This window comes from Halobellus salinus, from assembly GCF_014646875.1.
Taxonomy (GTDB): domain Archaea; phylum Halobacteriota; class Halobacteria; order Halobacteriales; family Haloferacaceae; genus Haloquadratum; species Haloquadratum salinum.
Genome location: NZ_BMOC01000050.1, coordinates 1 through 684 on the forward strand (window position 1 = coordinate 1; position 684 = coordinate 684).

The 684-nt window shown below is 58.6% G+C and carries 1 protein-coding gene; it reads right to left on the bottom strand.

Features of this window, described 5'->3' with window-relative positions; genetic code table 11:
• On the bottom strand, nt 1-684 hold a 684-nt coding region (locus tag IEX72_RS15055; RefSeq protein WP_188788810.1), incomplete at both ends, for an IS5 family transposase.

Sequence of the window (684 nt, forward strand, 5' to 3'; positions counted from 1 at the left end):
ACACATCAGGACGATCTCACGGAACTCACGGTACCATTCACGCGCTCGGACGGCGGAGCCGTACGAGCGCTTGACCGAGGAGTTCACTGTCTCAGTCATTGACCGCTGGTTGTACAACTCATCGTTGATCCGTGCGTTGTGCGCGTGGTCGTACGGTGCGAAGACGCGATGTTTCACGAGTGGACGTATGCCCATCTCTCGGAGCGTCTCGCGCATTGGCTGGCTGTCATAGCCCTTGTCTGCGGCAAGGGTCTGCAACTCGCCCGCGTACCGGCGGGCGAGTTGCGCACACACCTCCGCGTCACTCCCTTCCCGGGTAGTCGTACAATGAACGTCTAAGATCGCTTGCGTCTCAGTATCGACGAGTTTCGTCGCTTCAACCGTCTGAACCCGGTAATTTGTGCGGTCGCAGTAGTGTTTGCTTGCCGGTGACCGTTCGTAGTAGGTCGCGTCGACGGCCACGTGAGGGGATGGCTCGTGCAGCTGCGCCGAGTGGCGCAGCAGCACTCGCCAGACCTGCATCACGATCTTATCAAGCCACTTATTCAACGTCGATGGATTCGGGAGATCGTCGGACTCAAGACCGACGATCTCCAGAATTGGCGGCATCACCTCCAGCCGGTCGATGATCATCTCGTAGGTCTCGTCGAGGAAAATCCGCAGGCCGTGGAGGGAAATCATTGC